General features: G+C 38.6%; 11 protein-coding genes. All 11 read right to left on the bottom strand.

All coding sequences use genetic code 11. The features are described 5' to 3' along the window. Position 1 precedes the first annotated feature (1 nt). Positions 2 to 241 (bottom strand): glutaredoxin family protein, encoded by a 240-nt coding sequence (locus I6F54_RS07505; RefSeq protein WP_007586898.1) that lies wholly within the window; start codon positions 239 to 241, stop codon positions 2 to 4. Next, entirely contained in the window at positions 234 to 2,351 is a 2,118-nt protein-coding gene (rlmKL, locus tag I6F54_RS07500) for a bifunctional 23S rRNA (guanine(2069)-N(7))-methyltransferase RlmK/23S rRNA (guanine(2445)-N(2))-methyltransferase RlmL (RefSeq protein ID WP_197140587.1), read from the bottom strand. The genes I6F54_RS07505 and rlmKL overlap by 8 nt, the downstream gene beginning before the upstream one ends. Before the next feature lie 357 nt (positions 2,352 to 2,708). Further along, the gene (locus tag I6F54_RS07495; RefSeq protein WP_007586900.1) at positions 2,709 to 3,239 is read right to left on the bottom strand and encodes a cell division protein ZapC; all 531 of its coding nucleotides are present in this window, start codon (positions 3,237 to 3,239) and stop codon (positions 2,709 to 2,711) included. A 117-nt stretch (positions 3,240 to 3,356) separates the two neighbouring features. Continuing rightward, complete coding sequence (gene pyrD, locus I6F54_RS07490) at positions 3,357 to 4,367, bottom strand: quinone-dependent dihydroorotate dehydrogenase (protein ID WP_010552659.1); 1,011 nt, start codon at positions 4,365 to 4,367, stop codon at positions 3,357 to 3,359. Between the two features lie 120 nt (positions 4,368 to 4,487). Beyond that, positions 4,488 to 9,329 (bottom strand): NAD-glutamate dehydrogenase, encoded by a 4,842-nt coding sequence (locus I6F54_RS07485; protein WP_197140579.1) that lies wholly within the window; start codon positions 9,327 to 9,329, stop codon positions 4,488 to 4,490. Between the two features lie 208 nt (positions 9,330 to 9,537). Next, positions 9,538 to 11,859 carry an efflux RND transporter permease subunit gene (locus tag I6F54_RS07480; protein WP_197140577.1) on the bottom strand — a complete coding sequence of 774 codons (2,322 nt, stop codon included), beginning with the start codon at positions 11,857 to 11,859 and terminating at the stop codon, positions 9,538 to 9,540. Next, positions 11,859 to 12,854 carry a WD40/YVTN/BNR-like repeat-containing protein gene (locus tag I6F54_RS07475; RefSeq protein ID WP_197140575.1) on the bottom strand — a complete coding sequence of 332 codons (996 nt, stop codon included), beginning with the start codon at positions 12,852 to 12,854 and terminating at the stop codon, positions 11,859 to 11,861. The genes I6F54_RS07480 and I6F54_RS07475 overlap by 1 nt, the downstream gene beginning before the upstream one ends. 126 nt (positions 12,855 to 12,980) lie before the next feature. Then, positions 12,981 to 14,345, bottom strand: a complete 1,365-nt coding sequence (locus tag I6F54_RS07470; protein WP_165727871.1) for a DUF1329 domain-containing protein — start codon at positions 14,343 to 14,345, stop codon at positions 12,981 to 12,983. Positions 14,346 to 14,358: 13 nt separating this feature from the next. Continuing rightward, complete coding sequence (locus I6F54_RS07465) at positions 14,359 to 16,458, bottom strand: DUF1302 domain-containing protein (protein WP_165727870.1); 2,100 nt, start codon at positions 16,456 to 16,458, stop codon at positions 14,359 to 14,361. A 252-nt stretch (positions 16,459 to 16,710) separates the two neighbouring features. Beyond that, positions 16,711 to 16,932: a DUF2835 family protein gene (locus I6F54_RS07460; protein WP_010552655.1), complete on the bottom strand. Its 222-nt coding sequence runs from the start codon at positions 16,930 to 16,932 to the stop codon at positions 16,711 to 16,713. Further along, positions 16,933 to 19,527, bottom strand: a complete 2,595-nt coding sequence (pepN, locus tag I6F54_RS07455) for an aminopeptidase N (RefSeq protein ID WP_165727869.1) — start codon at positions 19,525 to 19,527, stop codon at positions 16,933 to 16,935. Positions 19,528 to 19,550: the final 23 nt, after the last annotated feature.

The following is a 19,550-nucleotide window of genomic DNA, read 5'->3' as shown; positions in this document are numbered from 1 at the left end:
CTTATTCTGCTTGTGCTAAAAATTCGCGCACAGTGTGTAAAGTAAAAGGCCAAAATAATTGCTCGCCTTTTTCACTTTTTAATACAGGAATAGTAATTTGATACTCAGCTATAAGCTGCTCATCAGTCATAATATCGATTAGTAATAACTCACTCGTATTACTAAGTACCTCAGTGATAAGTTGCTCAGCTTGCTCGCACAAGTGGCAACCATCAGTGTGATATAAAACCCATTTAGCCATGTGTGATTAACCAGCTATTATGGATTTTTTTATTACGTTTAAAGTCTGGTGATAACGTTTTATCTGAAATATTAATGGCTTTTAAACCTAGACCAATCAGGCCAACTTCATCTATTACAAAGCCACGTTTGTTATTAGAGAAAATCAAAGTACCCGATGGGCTCAAAATCTTTTTAACCCACGTTAATAATTTAATGTGATCGCTCTGCACATCAAACGCGTCTTTCATACGTTTTGAGTTTGAAAACGTTGGAGGATCTAAAAATATCAGATCATATTGCGCCGTTGCGTGCTCTAACCATTTTAAACAATCTGCTTGTTCAAAGCGGTATCGTGTATTACTAATACCATTTAAATCAAAGTTATCTTGGCCCCATTTTAAGTAGGTCTTTGATAAATCGACTGTAGTAATGGCTTTAGCACCACCAAGAGCAGCATGTACAGAAGCTGTACCTGTGTATGCAAAAAGGTTTAAGAAACGTTTATCTTTAGCATTTTCTTGAATATAACGGCGCATTAAACGGTGGTCTAAAAACAAGCCTGTGTCTAAGTAGTCAAATAAATTAACTTTGAACTTAGCACCAAACTCTTCAACAACCATAGTACGGTTTTGTTTAGACATAGCGGTGTATTGATCTTCGCCCTTCTGCTTTTTACGTACTTTTACAGCAATGTTTTCAGGTGAAATCTCAAGCTGTTGAGCCGTTAAACTTATTACATCTTGCAGGCGTTTTTCTGATGTTTTTTCATCAATTTCTTTAGGCGCTGCATATTCAAAAATTACAGCAGAGTCACCATAAATATCTACAGCAACATTGTATTCAGGGATATCCGCTTCATAGACGCGATAAGCATCTATTTGATTTTGTTTAAGCCAGTTTTTTAAGCCTTGCTTATTTTTTTTCAATCTATTTGCAAATGACGTTGAGCCTTCAAAATTGAGTGCTTTTTTGTCATCTGTAGTCAAACTTACTTGCTTATCATCTAATTGATATAAGTTAAGTTCTACATCAAGCGGGCCATTTTTAAATTTATAACGCTTAAGGCGCACAAGTTTTAAAAGTTTAAATAAGCTCTCGTCCATACCCAATAAGGCAAGTTTCCAGTGATTGAAGTGCTTTTTAAAGCCAACGCCTAAATTACGGTGTAAATCAACAAGCTCAGCCATAGAGCCAATACGCTCACCATAAGGTAAGTTTGAAATTACAACACCCGGTAATTTTGCAACAGCTGTAAGTTTAGTTGCATCACTTTGCTTAAACTTAATCACGTCGTCAAGCTCGGCTCGTTTAGCATTATCAATTGCTTTACTTAATACTTGCTCATCGTAATCGTGGCCAATTAACCACAATTTAGGATCAGTAATATTAGCGAGTAACTCTTCTTTAAGCTCTTTAAACTTAGCGGCTCTAAAACTGGGTAAACGCTCAAAAGCAAAACCTTCACGGAATAATCCTGGCGCTTCGTTTCGCGCCATACCGGCAGCTTCTATCAAAATAGTACCCGCACCACAACATGGATCGAATAAAGGCTGTTTTACATTTTCAAGCCAGCCACTTCGCTTAATTAATGCAGCAGCTAAGTGCTCTTTAATTGGCGCTTTACCTTGGCCTTGGCGGTAACCACGTTCTGACAAACGAGGACCTGAATAGTCAATATACATCGATACGCCGTAACGATTTAATCGTGCAACTACGCGCACGTTAGCATCTTGCTTATCAACGTTAGGACGTTGCTCGTATAAATCATTAAAATAGTCAACAATCGCATCTTTGATTACAAGACCCGAAAATTGCGTGTTTTTTAATGAGTCATTGGTACCGTTGAAGTCGACAGCGAATGTTTGCGTAGGTCCAAACCATTCTTGCCAAGGTTGCGAGCGCGCAAAATTATACAGGCTATTTTTGTCATCTACGCCTTCTTTTTCTTCAATAAGCATAAGCACACGCGTTGCAAAACGAGTTGATAAACAAACCTTTTGCGCAAGTAATGAGTCAGCCTCAAAACGAACAGAACCAACAGTTTGCTTAGATACGGTTGCGCCAAGTTCTGTTAGTTCATCAACCAATAAATTTTCGATTCCGATAGAAGTAAGTGCGATAAATTGCAAAGTAATAACCCTTAATAGCTAATTGCGCAGGATTATAACATAGGTTGGGCGACAAACACGCCATAAAGACACGCTTAAGGCTTAAATTTGATAAGGGTCTGTTGAACTTTCAAGGTTAAATTTGCAGCAGTCTGTTTGGTATTTAGGCAAGGCAGAGCCTATGCAGTGTGGTTATTCCCCATAAATGGGCGAGAACGTAGCATTAATGCCAAACAGGCGCTGCCCAAAGGGTTCTTCCTAGGGGCTATTTACTCTTTGTTGCTCGGTTTTTACTTAGCCCACTAGGTTACAAATCTCGCGCTGCGATTAAATAGCCCCTAGTTTGAACAAATTTTAATCCGCAAAGATCAACAGACCCTACGCGGTTTGACTTTGATATTGCTGATTTAGGATGGGGTGTACTCGATTATTCAAAATACGGATTACTTCAAATTGCGCTAAAGATAAGTTTTCGTCTAATTTAAAGGTTTCACTTAAATTCAAACAAATAGATGCATCAGGACAATGCTCTACAATTAAAAAATCACCTGACTGCGCTTTAGATGTTAATTTTACTATTGCCTCTACGCTTGGCTCTGTCCCGGTATATTCTTCAAAAAACCAACTTTTTGCTAAAACGGGTTTTAAGTGATACTTAACAGCAGTAGCATTTAATGATATTTGACAAATTTGAGCCGCAGACCACAATTCAAATCCATCCAGATAATTATAAACTTGTTCGTAAAATGCAGCATCTTCGAGACTAAAACGTGGATTTTTAAAAACAGAATCGGTGAGCTGTCTTAATTTATAAGGCGTGCATAATTGCATGTCGTCATTTAAATCAAGTAACAAACGATTTTTATCAGGACAAGTAATCCACTGCCATTGCTTTGATGCTTGTAACATTTACTCCTCCTTGGGTATGTTGAATAATTATTGCTCAGAGTATAACCGCTTTTGACCATTTTTAAAATGTTTGCTTAGAACATTTAGCTAACGATCAAAAGCTTAGATAACTGATCCTTATAAGCCGTTAACGATCGACTTTACCAATTGTGGACCTTTGTAGATGAACCCAGTATAAACCTGAACTAAATTTGCGCCTGCATCTAACTTTTCTTTTGCAGATGTAGCATCATCAATACCGCCGACTCCGATGATTGGTAGCTTACCTTGTGTTAAGCGTTTTAGCTCACTTACTACCTCTGTAGAGCGCATTCTAACAGGGTGACCTGATAAACCGCCCGCCTCTTGTGCATATTGCTGCCCCATGACTGCGGCTCGCTCAAGCGTTGTGTTTGTGGCAATTACACCATCAATTTTATTATTTAAAAGTGACTCACTTACTTGCTCTATTTGTATTTGATCGAGATCCGGTGCAATTTTTACAAGCATAGGAACTTGCTTATTATGCTTTGCAATTAAATCTAACTGTTCATTTTTAAGACTTTGCAATAAATCATCAAGTGCAGCACCATATTGTAAATCACGAAGCCCTGGGGTATTTGGTGATGAAATATTTACCGTAATATATGAGGCATGCTCAAATACTTTACGCATACAATGAATGTAGTCATCTTTACCTTGCTCGTTAGGTGTATCTTTATTTTTACCAATATTGATACCGAGTATGCCACTGTACTTTGCTGCTTTTACATTTTCGACTAAATTATCAACACCTTTATTATTAAAACCCATACGGTTAATAATTGCGTTTGACTCTGGAAGTCTAAAAATACGTGGCTTGTCATTACCAACTTGAGGACGCGGTGTAACCGTTCCAACTTCAATAAAACCAAATCCCATTTGGCTAAATGCATCTATACATTCTGCATTTTTATCCAGGCCAGCGGCAAGCCCTACTGGATTTTTAAATTCAAGACCTAAAAAGTTTACGGGTTTATCTGAAACACTTTGTGACCAAGCTATATTTAGAGGCGTATTAGCAAAACGACGAAGATTATTAAGTGCAAACTCATGCGCCCACTCCGCATCACGGGTAAACATAAAACGGCGAGCTAAATCATAAAACATCAATATAATCCTCTTTTTAAATTTCAGACAAAAAAATACCTCAGACAAGGCTGAGGTATTGTATAACAATTTTAACAATCAGTTATTTATTTACTAAACAAATAACTGATTAAAGCTAAATTATTTTCCTGATGTATCACAGTTGTGACTTAATAACATAAGTTCACGAAGTGCAACTGAGAACTTAGCAAAGTCGTGGCTTTGTGATGTTTTAAACTCAGCCAACATTTGTTTCCAACGCTGAAGTAATAAATCTTGGCTATCCATCCACTCATCTATTTGACTATCAACATCGCTCTCGTCACCTTCAAAGCTATTTAGCACCACTTCAGATAACGTACGTTGCTGCCAATCAAGCTCTTCACGGTAAGATGAACGAGCAAGTGCTTGCCAATGATTTGCTACTGGTTGCTTAGTTATTTGCTCTAAGAACCAATGCAGACCCATTCTCGCGCCTAGTTTAAAGTAAGTATTCGATACCATCGAAATACTCTTACCTGAATTATTAGCAACCTCAGCTAAATCCATCACAGAGAATAAGCTTGATAACGAAACAATACGCTTAGCTATATCTGCAGGAACGCCGGCATCAATTAACTTATTAGCTTCAATTACAATACGGTCATTTTCTTTTTCAATCATGTATGTATTTAAATTATCGCTTAAATCTTTAAACGTTGGCGCAAAGAATTCAATTCCTTGTTCAATCGTTTGTGACTTATTACGATGACGTAAGAACCAGCGCGTAGTACGGCGAACAGTACGACGAAGTTGGTAAAGCATTTCAGTTTGTACCGCTGCTGGTATTTTATTATCCAGTGCGCTGATAGAAGACCATGTATCACGCATTTCAAATATTTCGCTAGCAATTGAGTAACACATTGCAATTTCAGCTTCGTTGGCACCGGTTTCTTCATGCATACGTACCATGAAGTTTAAACCCATATCATTAACGATACTGTTAGCAAGTTTAGTTGCAATAATTTCTTTACGAAGTGGATGGTTGTTCATCGCATCGTTAAACTTCTCACGTAGAGGACGTGGGAATGACTTCACAAGCAATTGGCGATAGTAAGGGTTTTCAGTAATTTCATCACTTACTAAAGACTCTTTTAATACCATTTTTGCGTAAGACACTAGCACTGAAAGCTCAGGGCGAGTTAAGTCTTTACCTGCGGCTGCACGTTCTGCCAATTCTTCATCACTTGGAATGAACTCAATAGCACGGTTTAACTTACCATCTTTTTCAAGTGCATGAATAAAGCGAATCTTTTCTTTAAGCGTTGAAGTACCTTTAGACTGCGTAATTGAAATAGTATGTGTTTGACGGTAACAGTCTTTTAATACTAATTCAGATACTTCATCTGTCATAGAATAAAGTAGCTCATCACGTTGTTTACGTGTTAAGTCGCCTTCAGCAACCAAGCCATTAAGTAAAATCTTAATGTTAACTTCGTTATCTGAACAGGCAACGCCCCCTACGTTATCAATAAAGTCAGTATTAACACGACCACCCTTAGCTGCAAATTCAACACGACCTAATTGAGTTGCACCTAAGTTACCACCCTCACCAATTATTTTAGCGCCTAAATCTCTACCATTGATACGTAGTGCATCGTTTGCACGATCCCCTACATCTGCATCAGTTTCTTTAGAGTTTTTAATGTATGTACCAATGCCGCCATTCCACAGTAAATCGAACTCCATCATCAATGAAGCTTTCATTAACTCATTTGGGGTCATACTTGCTTTTTTAGTGCCCAACATTTTTTTCATTTCTGGGCTAAGCGTAATTGATTTAGCAGCACGAGAGAAAACACCACCACCGGCAGAAATTAACTCTTTATTGTAATCTTCCCACGATGAACGCGGCATATTAAATAAACGTTCGCGCTCTGGGTAAGAAGTAGCAGCATCTGGGTTCGGATCAACAAAAATGTGCATATGGTTAAAGGCAACTTGTAAACGAATATGCTTAGATAACAACATACCATTACCAAATACATCACCAGCCATATCGCCTATGGCTACCACTGTAAAGTCAGTCGTTTGACAATCGATATCCATTTCACGGAAATGTCGTTTAACTGACTCCCATGCGCCTTTAGCTGTAATACCCATTTTCTTATGATCGTAACCAACCGAGCCACCTGATGCGAATGCATCGCCTAGCCAGAAATTGTATTCATTAGCTATGCCGTTTGCGATATCAGAGAAAGTAGCTGTACCTTTGTCGGCTGCAACCACTAGGTATGCATCATCTTCATCGTGGCGAACAACATCACGAGCTGGCACTACTTCACCGCGCTCTATGTTATCTGTAATATCTAGAAGACCACGGATAAAGATTTTGTAACACTCTTGGCCTTCTTTTATAAACGCTTCGCGCTCACTAGGTAATTGTTTACATACAAAACCACCTTTAGAGCCAACAGGTACAATTACTGTATTTTTAACTTGTTGCGCTTTAACTAAGCCAAGTACTTCAGTACGGAAGTCTTCACGACGGTCAGACCAACGCAGACCACCACGCGCTACTTTACCGTAACGTAAATGCACACCTTCAACGCGCGGAGAATAAACAAAGATCTCAAACGCAGGAAGTGGAAGTGGTACATCAGGAATTAAGCTAGGCTGTATTTTAAACGAAACATAAGATTTAAACTGACCTGCATCATCTTTTTGGAAATAGTTGGTACGTAGTGTCGCAACAATCATATCTACGTATAAACGTATAATGCGGTCATCATCAAGGTTTGCTACATTTTCAAGTTCTAAGTAAATTTGCGTACTTAACTTTTCAAGTGTTTTAGCACTTGCTGGGCTCTTAACTGAGAACTTTTTAGCAAATAAATTAACAATTTGCGCTGCAATGTTTGGATAATTTGCAAATGTGCTTTCAATGTAACTTTGTGAGAACGTTACACCAATTTGACGCATGTACTTAGCGTAAGCACGTAAAATAGAGGCTTCGCGGCCAGTTAGGCCACCCATTAATACTAAACGGTTAAAACCATCATTTTCAAGGCGGTTGCCCCACACATTTGTTAATGCAGCGCGAAAACGTGCTGAAATTTTATCAAAGTCTGCCATCCCTTTGCTGTCAATAAGCATCGAGAAGTCCATGATCCAGTTAATACGACCATCGCTAGTTTTAACTGAATATGGTGTTTCACCAACAACGCGCAGACCAAAGTTTTCAAGCATTGGCATAACATCAGATAAGTGAATTGGCTCATCTTTATGGAATAAGCTTAATCGTACAATATTACTGTTTGCTTCTTCTTGAGGACGGTAAAACAGCATTTCTAGCTTGTTTTCATCGCTAAGTAGTTCTAACTTTTCAATATCAACAACCGCAGCACTTGGAAGCACTTCGTCTTTGTATGAGCGTGCAAATGCATTACAGTATTTACGATTTAAATCGTTACCACGTGCTTCACCCGCAGACTCTAAAAGTGCAGATTGAAGTTTATCTTCCCACGTACGTGCAGCTTCTACTAAATTGTTTTCGATGTCTTTCACGTTATATTCGATCTTGTTGTCGGTCACACGAACGGTGTAATGAGTACGCGCCAGTGTTGACTCAGAGAAATAAGTAGTAAATTCGACTTTATCGTCAGAATTAAATGCATTAGCTAATATATCTTGCGTTTCACGACGAAGAGCCGTGTTATAGCGTTCGCGAGGAACATAAACCATGCAAGATAAAAAGCGACCATACGCATCTTTACGTACAAACAAGCGACACATATCGCGCTCTTGTACTTGTAAAACACCCATAGCAACTTCAAGTAGCTCACTTTCGCGCGCTTGAACTAGCTCGTCACGTGGGTAGGTTTCTAAAATATTTAAAACAGCTTTGTAAGCGTGTGTACCTTTAGCAAAATCACACATTTCCATAATGCGGTTAATTTTACTCTTTAAAACAGGCACATCAGTAGCACTGTTATTGTAAAAGCTTGATGAGAACAAACCAATAAAGCGGTCTTCACCAATTACATTGCCTTCATCGTCAAAACGCTTAATACCTACGTAATCGATGTAAGCTGGACGGTGAACGCGAGAAACAGAGTTAGTTTTTGTTAGGATCAGTAGGTTGCTGCTGCGTGCTTCTTGGCGGGCAACTTCTGGTAATTCTGATAATAATCGTGTGTGCTCTTCAGTAGAGTTTTTCATCAAGCCAAGGCTTGATTCCATTTTACCTTTTAATTGGTAATCACCTTGAACTGGGCTTAGCTCATATTCACGGTAACCCATTAGGGTAAAGTTATCTTTCGCTAACCAATCTAAAAACTCAGTTGTTTCTGAAACTTCTTCTGTCGTTTTATTATGATGACGTTTAGGTAACTCTTTGGTTACTGCAATCAATTTTTTACGAATTGGCTGCCAATCATCGACAGCAACTGATACATCAACAAGAACCGACTCTAACTCTTTCTTGAAAGACTCAATCACAGAAGAATCTGTTTGACGGTCAATTTCAATAAAAAATACTGTTTTAGTAGATGAGGATTCTTGCTCTGCTTTTAAATTTGATAATCCAGAAATTTTAGCGTTTTCATCGCGCTTAATTTTTAATGGGCAGTGAAGTAATAAGTGAGAGGCGATATTTTCACGAGTCATGGCCATACGAACAGAATCAACTAAAAACGGCATGTCTTTAGTAATAATCTCTACGATTGTATGTGATGACTGCCAGCCATCTTTTGCCACTTCAGGGTTGAAAACGCGGATAACTGCGTCGTCGGTAGTATTTTTTTCTAGCGCGTTCCAAAGGCTTAATGCTGCGCCATATAGGTCACTATCGTTGCGGTTTGCCAAATCCTCTTTAGACATATTGCTGTACAAGGCTTTGGCGAATTTCTCAACGAGTAACACATTATCAGCGCGAACTTTTTTCTGGATCAGCTTACAGACATTATCTAGGATAACCGAGGCTTGGCCTTCATTTCGTGTCATTGTATGTTCCTTAATCTATTACTGCTCAGGAGCAGGAATTTGTACAGCTATTCATTAGCGTGGAGTCAATCAAATTCTAACCCTTTTACAGCTAATAAACAGCCTTTTCGATGAAAACATTTTAAGCATTTCAGCTATTTGGTCATCTATTCACAAATTGTAGATATAAATGGCCTTTACAGGCCATTTAGGAGCAAAATTATTCACATTATTTTTTCTGGTCAGTCCAGAGAAGGCTACCAATAGCGGGTAATAACAACACTGCACCTAACATATTCACTAAAAACATGAAGGTTAACAGTATACCCATATCAACTTGGAATTTAAGATCTGAGAATATCCACGTACTCACACCAATCGCAAGTGTAATACCGGTAAATAGAACCGCACTGCCACGTTCAACAAGCGCATTTCGATAAGCAACACTTAATGGTACATTTTGCTTAAGCTGCCCCATCATCGACGACAGTATATAAATACCGTAATCGACCCCAATACCTACTCCTAGAGCAATAACTGGCAAAGTAGAAACGGTTAAGCCTATTTCTAATTGCACCATAAGTGCTTGTGCAAGTGTTGATACGATATAAAGCGGCAATACCACAGCAATCGTTGCTTTTACGCTTCTAAAGCTCATTAAACATAAAATGATAACGGCACCATAAACATAAAGCATCATTGGTATTTGCGCTTCTGCAACTGACTCATTAGTCGCTGCCATTACACCAACAGGTCCTGAAGCTAATTTAAATGCTAATTTATCAGTGCCCTCTTCTTGCGCAAATTGCTTAACACTCTTAATTACAGTATCTATAGTTTGTGCTTTATGATCATCTAAAAATATAATCACTGGCATAACTGAACAATCACCGTTAAGTAAACCTGTACTAGTTTCAACTCGAGACGTTGACTGCACTAAACTTGCTGAATTTCGTGGCAAGCTTTGCCATTTCAAATTGCCTTCGTTGTAGCCTGCGTTAACCGATTGAGCTACAGAGCTCAAACTTACAGCAGACTGAACACCTGCTACATTCTCTACTTTGTATTGAAAACGGCTTATACGCTCCATCACATCATGCTCAGTACATGCTGCAGGATACGCTTCTACAATTACCTTTAAGATATCAGACGAGATAGTGTACTTGTCTGATATTAAAAACGTGTCTTGATTATAACGAGCATCTTGATGCAGTGATGGCGCGCCTGCATGTAAGTCACCTATACGCATTTTATCTGCTTGCCAGTAACCTAAAGCAAATAGAACAAGGGTAAAACCAATAATCATTTTAGCTACTTTAGGATCAGTCGCTTTAACAAGTAAGTCGCGGATTTTATCAAGCATGTTTGGTTTTGCTGCATCACCAGATTGAATATGTACACTATTTTCAAAGTTCATGTACGAAGCCCAAACTGGCAATAAGATTAAATTAGTAAATATAATTACTGCTACACCTAAACTCGCTGTAATGGCAAGTTCACGGATAATACCAATATCGATGGTAAGTAATGTTAAGAAGCCTACGGTGTCTGAAAGCAGTGCAATACCGCCTGGCACTAATAAAGCCCTAAAACTTGACTGACAACAAATACGTGTTGTTTTACCTTCACCTACTTTTTTACCAATCGCATTTATCATCTGCACACCATGGCTTACACCAATAGCAAATACTAAAAACGGTACCAAAATAGACATAGGATCAAGGCCAAAACCTAAACTTGAAAGCAGGCCTAATTGCCAAATAACAGCAATAATGGAACATGCGATAGGCAAAATAGTCAGCTTTAAACTGCCACAAAATAGCCAGACCATAATAAAGGTAAAAGCGATAGCAATGGCAAAAAATACAACCACCCCTTTTGCACCTTCCGCTATATCACCAGCCATTTTTGCAAAGCCAATAATATGAATACTTACTTTGTCCGTACTTAAAGGCTCTCTTAAATCACTTTCTAGCTTTTGTGCAAAAGCTAATGTGTCTAATTTTTGTTGTGTTTGAGGATCAGTTTCTAAAAGTTGAGCAGTTACCATTGCACACGAATAATCGCTGGCAATCATACGTCCTACAACTTTTGCTTTTTCAATGTTTTCCTTTACTACACCTAAACCACGCTTATCTGCTTTAAAGTTAGCAGGAATAATTGGGCCACCGGCAAAGCCATCCTCCACTACTTCAACAAAACGAGCACTGGGTGAAAATATTGAGTTAACTAATGGACGATTTACGCCAGGAATGAAATAAAGCTGATCGTGAACCGCTTTTAATTGAGTAAAGAACTCTGGATTAAATATATCACCACTGTCATCACACACTGAAATCAAAATACTGTTTGCACCACCAAACTGCTTTTCATGCTTGGTATACACTTTCATATAATCGTGGTTTAACGGAATATTTTTATTAAACGATGCATCTAATTGAATTTGAGTCGCTTTGAATACAAGTAAACAGCTTATAAGTGCAAAACTTATAAGCATAATTAAGCGATGTCTAAAAATCGCCTTTTCAATAAAATCGAGTAGTTTATGCATTAAGGGGTTAACTCCTTCACTTTAATGCCATCTTCTGTAGCCATAATCAGCCTGTTATCTAATATTACACCATCAAGAATCGCTTTACCGTCAGCAAGCTGCTCATGGGTGAGTAACCCATCTTGAAGATGAAAAATAACGCCACTGTTGGCAAGCATAAGCCATTGTTTGTTATTATAATTAATGATGTTGTTGATCGTCGCTGTTTTAACATTTTCGAAATGCTGCCACTGCTGTTCACCATTTTGCTTTGCAAAAACATTACCTCGAAGCCCTGCCACAATTTCTTGTGTGCTATCTGATGCAACTGCAAAGAATGAACCAGGATAAATTTCTTCTATCCTTTGCCAAGTTTGACCATCATCAATGCTTCTGGCCATCAAGCCCATCTCACCAACCAGCATTAAACCATTATCTGTTTTTTCGATTCGATTAAAGTGCGGTAAAATTGAAGCAGTTTCGGCTTCGTATCCTTCGGGGTCATTTTCTTTTAAATCGTTCAAGTAATCACGATCATCACTAAATAATAGCGAATCTAAAAAGCGTTTTTGCCAATGTTTACCACCATCGGTGGTTTGATAAAACATGCCATATGCGCCCACTGCAAAACCTTTTAAATCATCTTCAAATAGAATATCTAAACATGGTTTGTCTAATTTTGGTTGTACTTGTTGTAGTTGCCAATTAACACCACCGTCAGTAGTATTTATTATTGTTGCATCGTGGCCACACGCCCATCCATTATTTTCATTACTAAAATCAACGGCAGTTAATAGCACTTGAGTTGGGACTAGCTCAGCTTGTTGCCATTTATCACCCGAGATACTTTTAATAACAGTACCGTGTTTACCTACTGCAATTAGACCATTGCCTGTGTTGGTTATGTCGGTGAGTAAGGTTTTAGCTGCATTTGTTGCACTGATTGCATTGCTAGGGGCTTCTTGTGCAACACTCGCACCGCTTATTATCAGGCTGGCATATACCAAATACTTCATAAATTTTAATCGCCTTGTACGAGAGAGTTGTTTGTCTTTTTACTGGGGAAAGCGTTGCGCGCTGTAAGACAAACGCGATGAGAAAGGAAAAGGCACTTAACAAATTGTTAAATGCCTAGTTTAATACTATCTACCTGCGCGACGTAAAGCGCTTGAAGTAAATTCGTTATCGTTAAATGACTGTGAAAAATCGTACATTTTTTCTTGGTTATCTAAACCAATTGCTAAATAACGACGAGAATTCAAATCATGATAAACCTCAAGCGTACTCCACTGTGTAGGTACTTCGTAGTAGTTAAGGCCATAAGCCATTGCTACACGATAAAGTTGGTCGCGGTTATCATAAATATCAGTAACCTGTACTTGCCAGCTATCTTCATCGATGTAAAACACACGTTTTTTATAGATATGACGTGTATCATCTTTTAAGTTAGCTTCAACAACCCAAACACGGTGTTTTTCGTAACGTGTATGTTCTGGGTTAATATGGCCAGGCATTAAAATATCATCGTACTCTAGCTTATCACTATGAAGTTTATAGCTGTTGTAAGGTATATATAACTCTTGCTTGCCTTTTAGTGTCCAGTTGTAACGATTTGGCGAGCCATTAAACATATCAAAATCATCGGTAGTACGCAGGCTATCTGCAGCTGTGCCTGGTGCATCATATGCAACATTAGGTGCACGACGAACACGACGTTGCCCCGAGTTATAAGTCCATGCTTGGCGCGGCGTTAATATTTGATCCATTGTTTCATGAACTAATAATGCAGTACCCGCTAAACGAGCTGGTTCTGTAACGCTTTGTTTAAACTTAAACAAAATATTTGAGTCTTGTAGCTCTGCTGGTGTTGCACTAGGGTCTGAGTACTTAACTAATAACTGCTCATCAAAGCCAACATAGTTATAAGAACCAGATGCAGTTGGTGCAGCTTGACCACCAAAACGCTCAATAGACTGGCCACGGTAACGTAATAAATGATTCCAAATTGCCTCTAAACCCGTTTTAGGAATAGGGAAAGGAATACCAATCGCCGTATTTTTAATACCGTTACCGCCTTCAATTAATTCAGCAGTCGGTGCAAACTTTTTAGTCGCATCATACACAAACTGAGGGTAAGACGCAGAACGGTGAGTTTCATACACAGGCATTTTAAATGTGTCTGGGTATGCTTCAAATAAAGCAATTTGACCCGGACTTAAATTGGCTTTGTACTTTTCAATATTACTTTTATCAATAGTGAAAAGCACTTTATCAGCTGTAAATGGGTCAAGGTGATGCATACCAGCTTCATAACCTGCTGGTGCAGAAGTAATGCCATTATTCCATGCTGGAATAGAGCCATCAGCATTAGCTGCTTTTTCTGCGCCCATTGGCGTTAAGTTTTGACCTAATTGAGCAACTTCATCAGCGTTTAATTTAGCTAAAGCTGCGCTGCTTGCAAACAAGCTACAAAAAGCTGTAGCGATGAGGGTAGGTTTTTTAATCATAATAATGTTACCCCTAAATAGAATATTTTAAGTTAAAAGAAACGTAATCGCGATCTGAGAAAGTATTAATATCGCCGCCGCCCCAAAACGAGTTATAGCTCACATCAAGTGACCACGCATTTTGGTAGTTAAAGTTCATGGTTGCACCCAAAGATTTACGGTCTTCGATAAATAAGAACATAGGGTCTGGTGTATTACCATTTACGTCATGAGAAAATACAAAACGTGGAGAGAAGTTAATACCTTTGTAAAGGTTAAAATAATCACCTTTAGCAATTAAGCGGTAACCCCAAGAAGATGCTGTGGCGAATGATTTTTCTTCAGCGCCATTTGATAAACCAAGTTGCAATGTTGAATAATCAGTAGTACCTGGGCCTGTAATTGTGCCACTACGGCCAGTACCGGATACATTTAAACGCATTTCGTCATATTCTGGCATGTTATGAATTTTTACTGCACCCACTTCACCAACTACAGCCCAACTATCAGCACCTAATGAAGGTCCAAATAAGTGAGTAGCCGTGAATTGAATTTGTGATGTATCACGTTCAATATAGCCTTGAGCAACTTCACCCGCACCAACAGAACTAATATCATCGCCAAAACTCATTTGCGAAATACCTGCAAAATCAGGACGAAGACCTGCAAGAGCTAACTGCTCAGGCATAGCTGTATAAAGTAACTCTACGTCATCAATTTGCAGTGGTTCATCTTGACGAAACGCAAACTCACCCGCAAAGGCTGTTTCACCAATAGTTGTGTTAAAACTTAAACCATATAGTTTAATATCTTCTGGGTAGTCGTTTTCAGCTTTAGAAAAAGCGGTTAAATCAGCAACATTATCTGACGTAATTTCTGTTGTCATGATCATCGCTAAATCTTGAGCAATTGCTGCCTGCGAAAAGTTTGATACACGACCAGATATAAGCGGACGACGACTGTGGTAGTTCACGTGGTATAACGCAATTTCAGTATCATTAAATTCAGGTAAAAATATACCTAAACGTAAACCGTACTGGCCGCCATCTTCAGGTTCTGTTTTACCATTATCCCCTTTGCCTTTTAATGCAACCTTAGTTGGGTAAGCAAGATACATTTGGGCTAATAAAGCGCTTCCTTCAGCACTTGAAGGATCAATACCTTGAGCAGCTGCTGCTAATGCAAAATCAGATGTTAGGTTATTTAAACTATCCGTTAAAAAAGCAACATCAATATCAGGATTAGACGTAAAGCCTAATTGAACATTCTGCTGATAACCATTTTCTGCTGCAAAGTCATTAGTAGAAAAGTATGTACCTGCTGCTGGTAAACGTGTTTCTTGCCATTGATATTGGTAGAAACCTTCAAGCGTAATATTCTCAGTAATTCCGAGCGATGCCCAAAGCATACCGATTGGTATAAATGCTTCTTTTAGCTCAGCGCCAGGTGCTTTTAATCGATCTATATCAACTGGGTTTACGTTAATACCATGAGATATAAGCGTACTTTCACCCCAGTTAACTACTTGCTGGCCTAAACGGACAGATAAAGGGTTATTACCATCATTTAAATCAAAATCGGCCCATACAAACGCGTCTAATAAACGTATGTCGGCACAACTTTGTGCTTTGGTGTCTTTATCGTCACATGGATCAACACCCTGCCCTGATGTAGGATTTGAATATGCATGATTGCCATCCATCAACGCAAAGTCATAAAAATACATGAAGCGAGTGAACAAACCGTAGTTATCTTTATTTATTGAAAGGTCGTGTGTGCCCTTCAATAGTTTTGAGAAGGAGTCACCACTATCAAAATTTAAATTACCCGCATCACCATTGTTTGAGTAAGAGCCCGGTTGTGCCCATACATCTTGTGATGAGTAAATAGTATTACTTAGCGCTGGGTTGTATCCTGTCCAATCAAATGCTGGGTTATTACTTTTGCCAATTAGGTTAAAGTCTCTGTCTTCTACACGAACACTTTGCCCATATGAAAAGGTTGAATCGAAGGTAATATCAAAACCTCCAGCTTCAAATGTTACAGCTTGAGTACTTGCTGCAGATAAACCTAAACTAGCGGCTGCTAAACCTATAGCGATTCTATTTTTAACAAAAAGCGATCTTCTTATCATTTTGGTTCCCCCCTGTCGCGGGTCATTTTGTGTGATCAAGTTATTGTTTTTAGTGTAATCATAACGATAGAAGCGAATCAGTAAAATTACAAATACTCGCTCTAATCTGTCATATACTTCTTATTCTGGTTAACGCTTACGTATTGGTAAGACGTCGTACCAGATAATTTATACACGTAATTTAACAATAGGACAAATTGAAATTAACAAAAATACAATATTTTTATGTATATATAACATAAAAACCGAGTGTCAGGCCACTCGCTCTAGGCGGATGAACTTGTTTTCGGGGGTTAATAAGAGTCTAAAACGGCCACGTACACCCAAGCTCGAAATGAAGGGCCTCAAATGCGTAGCAGCAAAACGAATTGTTTTACCGCCATCCTCTACAACTTGTAAAGAGCTAAAACGGCCATGGTAGTAATCCATGCACTCGTTATAGCTCAATCTTAAGGTAAAATAATACTCAATCATTTATGCGAGCGCTTTTTCAACCTTTTCATACAAGTCAGCACTTAGGCCATCTAAGTTGGCTAAGCGTTGTAATTGCAGCTTCATTGCTTGTGAGCGTACATCATCGTAACGCTTCCACGACATAAACGGTGTTAACATACGAGATGCATTTTGTGGATTAATTGCATTAAGTTTTATTAATAAATCACCTAATAACGCATAGCCTTGAGCATCTGCTCGATGAAATTGTGCTGTATTAAAGTGGCTAAAACTTCCTACAAGTGCACGTACACGGTTAGGATTTGAAAAATCAAAACACGGGTGTTCGTAAAGTGCCTTAATATCATCTATAGCAGTACTGCCTGATTGCATAGCTTGTAGTGCAAACCACTTATCCATGACTAAAACATCATGACGCCACTGACTATCAAAATGACTCAAAAGCTCATCTCTAACAGGGTGTGAAGCTTTTACCACAGCGCTTAAGGCACCAAGTACATTAGTCATATTAGTCGAGCTTGCAGCTTCTTGAATAAAGGTTACAGCTTCTGGACTTTGTGTTTTAGCAAGGTAGTGCAGACATATTTGCTTTAAAGCACGATTCGCAACAGCGCTTGCACTTATACTGCCATCATCTTCAAGAGATTCGTAACAACTAAGCAGCTCATCAGCAAGTTCATCAGCAATTTGTTGCTCAAACTTTTCTGTTATTTCAATAATGTCATCTACAGGTATTACATCAAATTCAGCAGCTAACGTGTCAAAACTCGGCAATTTAAACAGCTCTGCAATTAAAGCTAAATCGCCCTCTTTGGTGTTTATAAGTACACGTAGCGCATTTATAATTTCGCTGCTTAATACGCTATTCGTTGCATCGGTGATTTGAGATTTAATCGCCTTAATGAATAGCTGCTGTTGTGCATCCCAACGTGAAAAATCACTGCGCGCAAAACGCATAATATGCAATAGTTCGGGCTCTGTTGTTTGCTGGTTTAAAATACAAGGTGCAGAAAAGTCTTCTAGCAAAACCGCAACAGGCTTTTCTAAAATATTATCAAAGCTAAATATTTGAGTCGCATTAGTTACATCGAGTACATGATCTAGCTTTTTACCTTTATATTGCAGAGCAATACTTTGTCCATTGGCATCAAGTAGTTCAATAGCAAAAGGTATATGAAGCTTTTTATTCTCTGGCTGATTAGCTGGCGCTGTTTGCTCGATTGTCAAAGTGTATGTATTTGAGCTGCTATCAAATTCTTGAATTGCATTTAAACGCGGTGTACCTGATTGGCTGTACCATTGTTTAAATTGCTCTAAATCAACACCTGATGCATCGCTCATCGCACTTACAAAGTCATCACATGTAACTGCTTGCCCATCGTGGCGCTCAAAGTAAAGCGTCATCCCTTTTTGAAAATTAGTTTCACCCAGTAATGTGTGCATCATACGGATAACTTCAGCACCTTTATCGTATACAGTTACTGTATAAAAGTTATTCATTTCAATAACTTTCTCAGGGCGAATTGGGTGAGCCATAGGGCCTGCATCTTCGCTAAACTGATGCGTACGCATAACTTTGACCGCATCAATTCGGTTAAGTGCACGAGAGCCTAAATCACTACTGAACTCTTGGTCTCTAAATACAGTTAACCCTTCTTTTAGCGATAACTGAAACCAATCTCTACAAGTAACTCGGTTACCTGTCCAGTTATGAAAGTACTCATGCCCTACAATGGATTCAATCGTATGGTAGTCTTTATCTGTGGCTGTTTCTTGATTAGCTAATACGCATTTACTGTTAAAAACGTTTAGCCCTTTATTTTCCATCGCGCCCATGTTGAAAAAATCGACGGCTACAATCATATAAATATCAAGGTCATACTCTAAATTAAAGCGTTCTTCATCCCACTGCATTGCCTTTTTGAGTGAGGCAATAGCATGGGGTGTTTTAGATAAATTACCTTTATCAACAAACAATGCTAATTCTACATCTTTGCCGCTTTTAGTCGTGTACGTATCTTTTAAAACATCAAAATCGCCAGCTACAAGTGCAAATAAATAGCTCGGCTTTTTAAATGGGTCTTGCCATTTAACAAAATGACGACCATCTTGTGTTTCACCACTGTCTACTTGATTACCATTAGAAAGAAGTTGTAGATACTTTTTATCGGCAATAATAGTTACATCAAACGTGGCAAGTACATCAGGGCGATCCATGTAATAGGTGATCTTTCTAAAACCCTGCGCTTCACACTGTGTACAATACGCACCGCCAGATAAATACAAACCCTCTAAAGAAGTATTCGTCTCAGGCGATATCTCGGTCACAATACTTAATTGACAACTATCCGGTAGGTTATTAATTATTAGCTGCTCGCCAATAATTTCATAATCAGTTATATCAACCGTATCAATAGATAAAGACAGTAAGCGTAAATCAATACCATCAAGCACTAAAGGTGCTTTTTTATCACCAACACGCGTAAGCGTTAGCAAAGAGCTTACTTTGGTTGATAATGGCTGTAAGTCAAAGGTTAGCTCTGTGTGGTCAATTAAAAAATCAGGAGCTTTATAGTCTTTAAGATATTGTGCTTGAGGTTTACTTGATTCAGTCATAGATACTCCAAAACAGCTCCTTT

The organism is Pseudoalteromonas sp. SWXJZ10B, from assembly GCF_015864475.1.
Taxonomy (GTDB): domain Bacteria; phylum Pseudomonadota; class Gammaproteobacteria; order Enterobacterales; family Alteromonadaceae; genus Pseudoalteromonas; species Pseudoalteromonas arctica.
The sequence above is the reverse complement of the archived record's forward strand: the minus strand, read 5'-3'. Positions and strand labels throughout refer to the sequence as shown.